This is a genomic window from Nitratidesulfovibrio sp. 1201_IL3209 (assembly GCF_036763125.1).
Lineage (GTDB): Bacteria > Desulfobacterota > Desulfovibrionia > Desulfovibrionales > Desulfovibrionaceae > Cupidesulfovibrio.
Genome location: NZ_JBAIYT010000027.1, coordinates 45,801 through 54,544 on the forward strand (window position 1 = coordinate 45,801; position 8,744 = coordinate 54,544).

The 8,744-nt window shown below is 67.2% G+C and carries 8 protein-coding genes; 3 read left to right on the forward strand and 5 right to left on the reverse strand.

Translation table 11 applies throughout. From position 1 onward, the window contains the following. The first annotated feature begins 28 nt into the window (after positions 1 to 28). Together V6B97_RS12645 and V6B97_RS12650 are read left to right on the forward strand one after the other, a co-directional pair. A complete protein-coding gene (locus tag V6B97_RS12645; RefSeq protein WP_333506881.1) occupies positions 29 to 2,971 on the forward strand; it encodes a bifunctional uridylyltransferase/uridylyl-removing protein GlnD in 2,943 nt (980 codons plus the stop codon). Between the two features lie 476 nt (positions 2,972 to 3,447). Continuing rightward, entirely contained in the window at positions 3,448 to 4,155 is a 708-nt protein-coding gene (locus V6B97_RS12650) for a hypothetical protein (RefSeq protein WP_333506882.1), read from the forward strand. Positions 4,156 to 4,285: 130 nt separating this feature from the next. Here V6B97_RS12650 and V6B97_RS12655 read toward each other — a convergent pair whose 3' ends face one another. The 5 genes from V6B97_RS12655 to V6B97_RS12675 all read right to left on the reverse strand — a co-directional run bounded on the left by V6B97_RS12655 (position 4,286) and on the right by V6B97_RS12675 (position 7,775). Continuing rightward, positions 4,286 to 5,032, reverse strand: a complete 747-nt coding sequence (locus V6B97_RS12655; RefSeq protein WP_333506883.1) for an amino acid ABC transporter ATP-binding protein — start codon at positions 5,030 to 5,032, stop codon at positions 4,286 to 4,288. Further along, a complete protein-coding gene (locus tag V6B97_RS12660; protein ID WP_333506884.1) occupies positions 5,019 to 5,810 on the reverse strand; it encodes an amino acid ABC transporter permease in 792 nt (263 codons plus the stop codon). Before V6B97_RS12660 ends, V6B97_RS12655 begins: the two co-directional genes overlap by 14 nt. Positions 5,811 to 5,899: 89 nt before the next feature. Beyond that, a complete protein-coding gene (locus V6B97_RS12665; RefSeq protein WP_333506885.1) occupies positions 5,900 to 6,640 on the reverse strand; it encodes a basic amino acid ABC transporter substrate-binding protein in 741 nt (246 codons plus the stop codon). A 201-nt stretch (positions 6,641 to 6,841) separates the two neighbouring features. Next, positions 6,842 to 7,447 carry a lysine exporter LysO family protein gene (locus tag V6B97_RS12670; RefSeq protein ID WP_333506886.1) on the reverse strand — a complete coding sequence of 202 codons (606 nt, stop codon included), beginning with the start codon at positions 7,445 to 7,447 and terminating at the stop codon, positions 6,842 to 6,844. Then, entirely contained in the window at positions 7,437 to 7,775 is a 339-nt protein-coding gene (locus V6B97_RS12675; protein ID WP_333506888.1) for a LysO family transporter, read from the reverse strand. Before V6B97_RS12675 ends, V6B97_RS12670 begins: the two co-directional genes overlap by 11 nt. 318 nt (positions 7,776 to 8,093) lie before the next feature. Between V6B97_RS12675 and V6B97_RS12680 the strand changes: the two genes are divergently transcribed. Further along, a complete protein-coding gene (locus V6B97_RS12680) occupies positions 8,094 to 8,411 on the forward strand; it encodes a cupin domain-containing protein (RefSeq protein WP_007522704.1) in 318 nt (105 codons plus the stop codon). Positions 8,412 to 8,744 lie beyond the last annotated feature (333 nt).

Consider the following 8,744-nt stretch of genomic DNA (forward strand, 5'->3'; position numbering starts at 1 on the left):
CCCCACCACCCACCCCCACCCCACCCACATGATGCAGGCACACGGGCCCTCTTCCTCCGCTCCCGCCGGCGCGCCCGGCACGCCGCGCGATGCCGCCACGGTCCTGCGCGAGGGGCGCGCCGCGCTGCTCGGGCGTCTGGACGCCGCCCCGTCTTCTACCAATGTGGGCACCAACGCGGGCGCCGATGCGGGCGCCGCTGCCACCGCTGCCGCATCCAGCCCGGAAGGGGATGCCTGCGGGCTCCGGCCCGACGCCCGCTGCCGCGACACCGCGCCCGCGCCCACGGGCGCCTCGCGTTTCGAGCGGGCCTACAGCCGCCTGCTGGACGACTATTTCCGCCTCCGCTTCGCCGAACTGCGCGGCGGCCACGACAAGGTGGCCCTGGTGGCCGTGGGCGGCTACGGCCGCGAGGAATTGTGCCTGGGGTCGGACATCGACATCCTGATCCTGTGCGGCCGCTCCATCCCGCCGCAGGCCATCGACCTTGCCCAGCCGCTGTTCCTGCCGCTGTGGGACGCGGGGTACACCCTGGGGCACGGATTCCGCACCATCGGCGACTGCGTGAAGCTGGCCGCCAAGGACCACAAGGTGCTGGCCAGCCTGCTGGACGCCCGGCTGATCACCGGCAACGAGGCCCTGTTCCGCGAACTGGTGGACCGCCTGAACGACAAGGTGCTGCCGCGCCGGGGCGCCTCGTTCCTGGCCTGGAACGACGAGGAGCACGAACGCAGGCGCGCCGCCCACGGCGACGGCGCCGTGCTGCTGGAGCCCAACCTGAAGGAAGGGCTGGGCGGCCTGCGCGACTACCACCGCATCCTGTGGATAGGCCGCATCCGCAACGAGGCGGGCACCGTGGAGGAAATCCTGGCCCAGTCCGGGTTTTCCGCATCCGACGCGGCCCTGCTGCGCGAGAGCGTGGGCTTTCTGCACGACGTGCGCAACCTGCTGCACCATCTTTCGCACCGCAAGAACGACCAGTTGTTCCTGGACCTGCAACCGGAAATCGCCGCGCGCCTGGGTTTTCGCGAGTGCGGCAACCTGCTGGCCGTGGAATGCTTCCTGGGCCGCCTGCACCGGTGCATGTCGCACATCAAGGCGCTGTCCGCCGCCCTGCGGGGCATCCCCGGCGGCCCGGTGCACCCCGACCGGCCCTGTCCCGAGGTGGAAGGCCCCGTGGTCATGGCGGGCGGCACGCTGCACATCTGCCTGCCCGACCCGGCCGCCGTCACCCCCGGCCTGGCCCTGTCCGCCTTCGTGCGCGCCGCCGAATGGCCTGGCCCCGAGGCCCCCGCGCCCGACTGGAACACCCGCAAGGCCATGGAGCAGGCCCTGCAACAGGCCCTGTCCGGCGAGGCCGGGGCGCTTTCCGGGGCCGAGGTGGGCGCGGCGCTGATGCGCATCCTGGCGTCCGGCAAGGCGTTCCCGGTGCTGGGACACATGGACGAGACGGGCCTGCTGCCCGCCATCCTGCCCGCCTACGCGGCCGCGCGCGACCGGGTGCAGTTCGACGGGTTCCACACCTATCCCGTGGGCATGCACACCCTGTTCGTGATCCGCCAGTTGGAATCGCTGGCCGGCGAGGACGTCGAGCCGTTCTCCGGCTTCTGGCGCGGCGGCTGCCTGGATGTGGCGGATGCGGGGGAATGCGGCGCCGTCAACGCGCCGGTGCCCGCGCCAGTTCCTGAGCAAGACGCGGACGCCGCGCGCGACCGGCTGTGCCTGCTGCTGGCCGCGCTGCTGCACGACCTTGGCAAGGGCGGGGCCGACGCCTCGCACCATTCCGAGGCGGGGGCCGAAATGGCCATGGAACTGCTCACCGAGTGGGGCGCGCCGTCCGAAGTCGTCGACGACGTGGTCTTTCTGGTGCTGCACCACCTGCTGCTCATCCGCACCGCCCAGCGCCGCGACCTCAACGACGAGTCGGTGGTGGCCCAGTGCGCGGGCACCGTGGGCAGCTTGCGCCGCCTGAACATGCTCTACCTGCTCACCCATGCCGACTCCATGGCCACCGGCCACAAGGCGTGGAACCGCTGGACCGCCAGCCTGCTGTACGAACTGCACGGCAAGGTGGCCAACATGCTGCGCGACGGGCAGCTTGCAGGCACGCAGACCGCCCAGGCCATCGTGCGCACGCGCGACATGGCGCGGGCGCTGGTGCGCGAGCGGCAGCCGTCGCTGCACTACACGCCGGAAACGGCGGGGCTGTATCTGGACGCCATGCCGTCGCGCTACCTGCTGGCCATGCCGCCCGAGGACATCGTGCGGCACATGTCGCTGGTCTACCAGTTGAACCGCGACGTGGCCGAGTCGCGCCGCCGCCTGCCCGAGGACCGGGCGGAGCGGGGCGTCATCGTGCTGGAGGGCAGGCCACTGCACGGCGGGCGCGACAGCGAACTGTGGGAGGTGCTGGTGGCCGCGCGCGACCAGTCCGGGCTGTTCGCCACCATCGCGGGGGTGCTTTCGCTGCACGGGCTGAACGTGCTCGGGGCCGATGCCTACGTGTGGAGCGACGGCACCGTGCTGGATGTCTTTCACGTCACCGCGCCGCCGGACCCGCTGTATGCCAGGGATTTCTGGGGCAAGGTGCGGGGGGCCATCCATTTCGCGCTGACGGGCAAGCTGTCGCTGGACTACCGGCTGGAGCAGGCCCGCGCGTCCAACGCCCTGAAGCACGAGGTGCCCAGCGTGCTGCTGGATGCGGTGCGCCGCCCGCCCGAGGTGCGCATCGACAACGAGTTGTCGGACTTTCACACCGTGGTCGAGGTGTTCGCGCCGGACCGGCCCGCGCTGTTGTACGACGTCGCGCGGGTGTTGCAGGCGTTGCAACTGGACATCCTGTTCGCCAAGATCGCCACCCTGGGCAACCGCACGTCGGACAGTTTTTCGGTGCGCACGGTGTACGGCCAGAAGATCACCGACGAGCAGCAGATGGACGAGGTGCGCGCGGCCCTGCTGCACGTGGTGTCGTAGTAGGGGGGCTGTTGAGGGTGGGGCCGCGGTAGCGCGTGCGCCCTGCCGCAGAATCCGTCTTTTTACGCCGGACGGCGTTGAATCGGCGTTTTTGATGCTCACGTACAAGAGTACGCTGCGCTCAAAAACGCCGATTCGCCTTGTCCGGCGCAAAAACTCGTAATTCCTTGCATCGCGCCCGCACCAGCCATCCGCGCCGGAAGCCCGGCGCGGAGTGTAAGGAAGAAAGGCACGTCATTACAGACAGGAAAGGCAAAGAAGGATGACGCTTCGTATGGAAATGTCGAAGTTATCCACCCGTGCGTTCCGGATGCCGGTGCATCCCTTGGGAACGCACGTTTTTTTTGTTATCCACCTTGAGCGGCGTGACAATGCGGGGCAGGGCGAAGGGCAATGCCCCGCGAACTGGCTTGCGCGTCGGTCACACGGGCGGAGCAGGGCCGGTCAGACGGATTTTCACGGCACACGGAGGCAGCATGTTCGAGCGGTATGCCGCGCAGGTGGACGCCTGGCGCGACATTCATTCCGGGGTGGATTTCATCAACAGCCGCAGGCAGGGCGAGGCCGAGGCGCGCGCCCTGCTGGACGCGGCCTTCGGGCCGGGCGGCGGCGGGGTCATGCCTGCCGAAGACTTCCGGGCCATGTGCATGGCCGTGAACCGCGAATGCATCGAGGGCAGCGTGCCCAAGCGCATCACCTGCACCCGGTTCGGGGCGGGGCTTGCCAGCCTGTTGCGGCTTGCGCCCTGCATGGCGGAGCTTGCGCCGTGGCTGGCGGGGTTGTGGGCGCTGCCGGTTGCCGGGAACCCGGACGAAGTGCTGGCCGAAGCCTTTCGCCTGCACGAGGCGCGCAGGGTGACGGGCGTAGGCATCTTCGCGCTGACGCTGTTGCTGTACCTGAAGTCCGGGGCCACTGGTGCTGCGGGCGGGGATGCCGACGACGCAGCCTTTTTCCTGCCCTGCACCCCGGCCCTGTGGCGGGGGCTGGCCTTCCTGAAAGGGCAGACGGTGCGTGAGAGGGCCGGTCCGCGCACGCTGTCCGGCTACCGGCGCTTTCTGCACGACGCCCACGCCCTGCGCGAGCGGTTTTGCCTGCTGCCGCTGGAAGTGGACTTCGCGCTGGCGCGGGCCGAGGCCATGCGCCTTGCCGGGCATCGAGGCGGAGTGGCAGCCGCCGGTTCCTGATCTTTTCAGTCGTCCAATCACCGTCGCCAGGCCGGACATGCCCGGAATGCCTTGCAGCAAACGGCAAACGGGCCGCCCCTTGCGGAGCGGCCCGTTCATTCGTCCTGTGGTCCGCAGCGCGGCGGACGCGCTACAGGATCTGGTTCAGGAACTTCTGCAGGCGGGGGTGCTTGGGCGCGCTGAAGAACTCCTGGGGCGCGTTCTCTTCCAGCACCTGGCCGTGGTCCATGAAGATGATGCGGTCGGCCACCTCGCGGGCGAAGCCCATTTCGTGGGTCACGCAGACCATGGTCATGCCTTCGCGGGCCAGGGTCACCATGACGTCCAGCACTTCGCCGATCATTTCCGGGTCCAGCGCGCTGGTGGGCTCATCGAACAGCATGATCTTGGGGTTCATGGCCAGGGCGCGGGCGATGGCCACGCGCTGCTGCTGCCCGCCCGAGAGCATGGCCGGGAAGACGTTGGCCTTGTCGCTGATGCCCACCTTCTTCAGCAGTTCCAGGGCCCGGCTTTCCGCCTCGGCGCGCGGGGTCTTGCGCAGCCGCATGGGGGCCATGGTCAGGTTCTGCAGCACGGTCTTGTGCGGGAAGAGGTTGAAGCTCTGGAAGACCATGCCCAGTTCCTGGCGGATCTTGTTGATGTCGTTGTCGGGCGAGTTCACGTCCTGCCCGTCCACGATGATGGTGCCCTTGTCCACGGTCTCCAGCCGGTTGATGGAGCGCAGCAGGGTGGACTTGCCCGAGCCGGACGGCCCGCAGATGACCACCTTTTCGCCGGGCATCACCTCGAGGCTGACGTCGTTGAGGGCCGTCAGCTCGCCGAAGAACTTCCACGCGTTGCGGATGCGGATGATGGGTTCGGCGCTATCGGCGGTCATAGTAGTTCAACCTCGATTCCATGATGCTGACGCCCTTGGACAGGAACAGGGTGATCAGAAGGTAGATGAGGGCGACCATGGTGTACGTCTCGAAGTACAGGAAGCTCTCCGAGGCGAATTCGCGCCCGCGCCGCAGGATGTCGGCCACGGCGATGATGGACACCAGCGAGGTGTCCTTGAGCATGGCGATGAATTCGTTGCCCACCGGCGGCAGGATGGTGCGCCACGCCTGCGGCAGGATGACCATGAACATGGTTTCGGCCCGGTTGAAGCCCAGCGAGCGCGCGGCTTCGGTCTGGCCCTTGGAGATGGAGTCGATGCCCGCGCGGAACACTTCGCCCATGTAGGCGCCGTAGCACACGCTGAGCGCGATGATGGCGGCCAGCAGGTCCGGCACCTTCAGGAACCGGCCAAGGGCGTAGTAGATGTAGAACAGCTGCACCAGCAGGGGAATGCCCCGGACGACCTCGACGTAGGTGGAGGCCACGAGGTTGATCAGCCGGTTGCGCGACAGGCGGCCAAGCCCGGTGACGAGGCCGATGGGGATGGAGCACAGGATGGACAGCACGGTCACCTTGAAGGTGACGGCGATGCCGTCGGGCAGGAATTGCAGCAACCGCCAGTAGGGCTCGGGCCGGCTCGTGCACAGGTAGACGAGCGCGGCCAGCGCGCCCACGAAGGAGATGGACCACGCGGTTATGATCCGCCGCTCCTTCGGGTCCGGTATGATCGCGCCGTCGGTGATGACGATGCGGACGTTCTGGGGTTCGGTGGTCATGGCGTCTCGGATGCTTTGGCGTTGTAAAACGGGGGACCGGCGTCATACCGCCAGTCCCCCAGAGTGCGCAAGCGTCTACAGGCGCGGGGCTAGCGGCCGATCCACTTTTCGCGGAGCTGCTTGTCGATGCCCTTGGCCTTCACGGCGGCGATGCCCTTGTTCAGAAGGTCCAGGACTTCCTTGTTCCCCTTCTTCACGGCGATGCCGTAGAATTCCTTTTCCTGGGTCTCGATGACGAAGGCGATCTTCATCTTGGCGGCGTACTGTTCCTGCTGCAGGGCGTAGCTGGCGGCCACGGGGTCGTCGCACACCACGCCGTCGATGCGGCCGTTGAACAGGTCTTCCATGGCCAGGCCGATTTCGTCGTACGACTTGGCGGTGACGCCGGCGGCGCGCTTGATGGTGAAGTAGCCGGTGGTGCTGATCTGACCGCCAAGGGTCTTGCCCTTCATTTCATCCAGCGTGGTGACGTTGGTGGTCTTGGGCACCACGAGGGCTTGGCGCACTTCATAGTAGGGCTCGGTGAAGTCCATGGCCTTCTTGCGTTCCTCGGTGATGGACACCGAGGACACGATGGCGTCGTAGCTGCCCGATTCCAGCCCGGCGAAGATGCCGTCCCAGGCCACGTTCTTGTGCACGATCTTGAAACCGGCTTCCTTGGCCATGGCGTCGGTGTAATCGACGGAGAACCCGACGATGTTCTTGCTGGCGTCAACGAATTCCATGGGCGGCCAGGTGGCGTCCTGGGCGACGACGATGGTCTTCTCGGCAAAGGCCACGTTGGCGGTGACCAGCAGGGCCGCAAGGGTGAGGACGATCTTCTTCAGCATCCCGGATTCTCCTCTGGACATGTGGTTGGTGTGACGGACGAATTTTTCTTGTGGGCCATAAGTGAGCAGATTGTCAATGAATGAGTGCGGAAACGCCAGACCCCGGCGGCGAGATTGACACATTTGTCATCACTTGCCGGAAAGGAGCGGCCGGGCCGGGTTTTCCCGTCCCCCGCGCCAGGGCCGGGGCGGGCGCGGGCCCTACATCCAGGTGAAGATGGCCGTCACCAGGATGGGCACGGCCACGGTGAGCGCCATGCCGCTGAACACGGCGATGATGCCGTAGCGCTCTCCGGCGTAGCGGGTGATGACGGGCAGGCTGGTGTCCATGCTGGTGGCCCCGCCCGCCATGACCGGGGCCAGCCCGCCGAACATGCGCACCAGCAGCGGGGCGGCCAGCAGGGTGGCCAGTTCGCGCGAGATGTTGGCCATGAGCGCCATGGAGCCCAGGGCCGCGTCGCCCATCTTCGTGATCATGATGCTGGACAGGCTGTAGTAGCCGAAGCCCGCGCCCACGCCCAGCACGTCGCGCAGGGGCATGTCGCCCAGCAGGACCCAGGCGGCCAGCGAGCCGCCAAGGGTGCCGATGCCCACGAACAGCGGCACCAGCGCCACCTTCACGTGCAGTTCGCGCAGGATGCGGAAGGAGCGGGTGTCGAACCCGATGCCCATGCCCACCACGAACAGCAGCATGTACAGCGCCCACGAGGCCAGGTCGCCCGCCTGGTCGGCACGGGGAATGATGTCCAGCCTGCCCAGCAGCACGCCGGACAGGAAGACGCCGAGGATGATCAGGCTACCCTTCATGGTCCGCCCCCGGGGTGGCGGACGTAGCGGGAGCGCCCGGCCCTTTCGGCCCATCCAGCGCGCCGCGCAGCAACACGTGCTGCAACAGCCATCCGGCGGCCACGCTGCCCGCCAGCGAGGCCATGCTGATGACCACGGCCCGCAGGCCGATGTCCCCGGCCTTGGCCACCAGCGTGTCGTCCGAGCCCAGGGACAGCCCCAGCAGGAACAGCAGCGCGTAGATGGACCAGGTGGTCAGCCGGTCCACCGCGCCGACCACGGCCGGGCGCGCGCGCAACAGGTAGCCCGCGGGCACGCCCACGGCGATGCAGCCGATTTCGACGATCATGAAACAGTATCCTTGCGCGGCCCCCTCCTGCCGGGGGACGGCGTCGATGATGCGCGGCAACGGGCCGCCGTTTCAGGGAAAGGCCAGCGGTAGCCTGCCCGTACCGCGGTGTCAACCCGTGCCGGAGGCCGCCCGGACGCGGGAAACTGTGAAAAAAACGCACCGCCCGTGATGCGCGTCACGCCCGGCCCCGCGTGGCGGACTTATATTGCGGGCGAGGGCGAAGGAAGCGCCGCCGCCCCGCAACCGGAACACGACAGGCGGCCCGCCCGCCAACCCGCAACGAACCCTAACGACCATAATGACAGGGAGGCCATCATGCGCCATATCCGGCTCGACGACATGCGTACCTTCAAGGACGCCGGGTTCGCCATGAACCTGGTGCACGATTCGGAAAACTTCAAGATCATCAACTTCAACTTCAAGGCCGGGCAGGAACTGCCCGTGCACAGCCACGACATCGACGGCGAACTGGCCATCACCGTCATCGAGGGCGAGGGCGAATTCCTGGGCGCGGACGGCGCGGCCATCCCGGCGAAGCAGGGCGACATGCTGGTCTCGGAAATCCGCGTGCCCCACGGCGTGCGGGCGAAGACGGAAATGCGGGTGGTCGTGGTCATCGCCCCTCCCATTTAGGGCAAACCGCCCTTCCCGGCATTCGGATCATGCAGGAACATCGTCGGCAATGAAAAAAGGGAGGCTCCATGGGGCCTCCCTTTCAGGTTGTTGACAAAGTCCGTTTTTGGACGCCTCCGGCGGCCAAGGACGGCAGCCGTTATGCGAGTCTTCGAGCATTACGGATGGCGATCGCAGAGCGGCTACCGCCCCTTGGAACCCCATATTTTGTGCTTTCGTAATGTGCAGGAAACACAAATGAAAGTTTTGGGGGGAGGGGGTCCGGGGGAGGAGACCCTTTTCCACAAGGGTCCCTCCCCCGGAAGCATTTGGGGTTGTCAGCAGTCTGAAAGG

Coding starts and splice junctions, on each gene's coding strand:
- V6B97_RS12645 (WP_333506881.1), top strand. CDS start 29: ATGATGCAGGCACACGGGCCCTCTTCCTCCGCTCCCGCCGGCGCGCCC.
- V6B97_RS12650 (WP_333506882.1), top strand. CDS start 3,448: ATGTTCGAGCGGTATGCCGCGCAGGTGGACGCCTGGCGCGACATTCAT.
- V6B97_RS12655 (WP_333506883.1), bottom strand. CDS start 5,032: ATGACCGCCGATAGCGCCGAACCCATCATCCGCATCCGCAACGCGTGG.
- V6B97_RS12660 (WP_333506884.1), bottom strand. CDS start 5,810: ATGACCACCGAACCCCAGAACGTCCGCATCGTCATCACCGACGGCGCG.
- V6B97_RS12665 (WP_333506885.1), bottom strand. CDS start 6,640: ATGCTGAAGAAGATCGTCCTCACCCTTGCGGCCCTGCTGGTCACCGCC.
- V6B97_RS12670 (WP_333506886.1), bottom strand. CDS start 7,447: ATGAAGGGTAGCCTGATCATCCTCGGCGTCTTCCTGTCCGGCGTGCTG.
- V6B97_RS12675 (WP_333506888.1), bottom strand. CDS start 7,775: ATGATCGTCGAAATCGGCTGCATCGCCGTGGGCGTGCCCGCGGGCTAC.
- V6B97_RS12680 (WP_007522704.1), top strand. CDS start 8,094: ATGCGCCATATCCGGCTCGACGACATGCGTACCTTCAAGGACGCCGGG.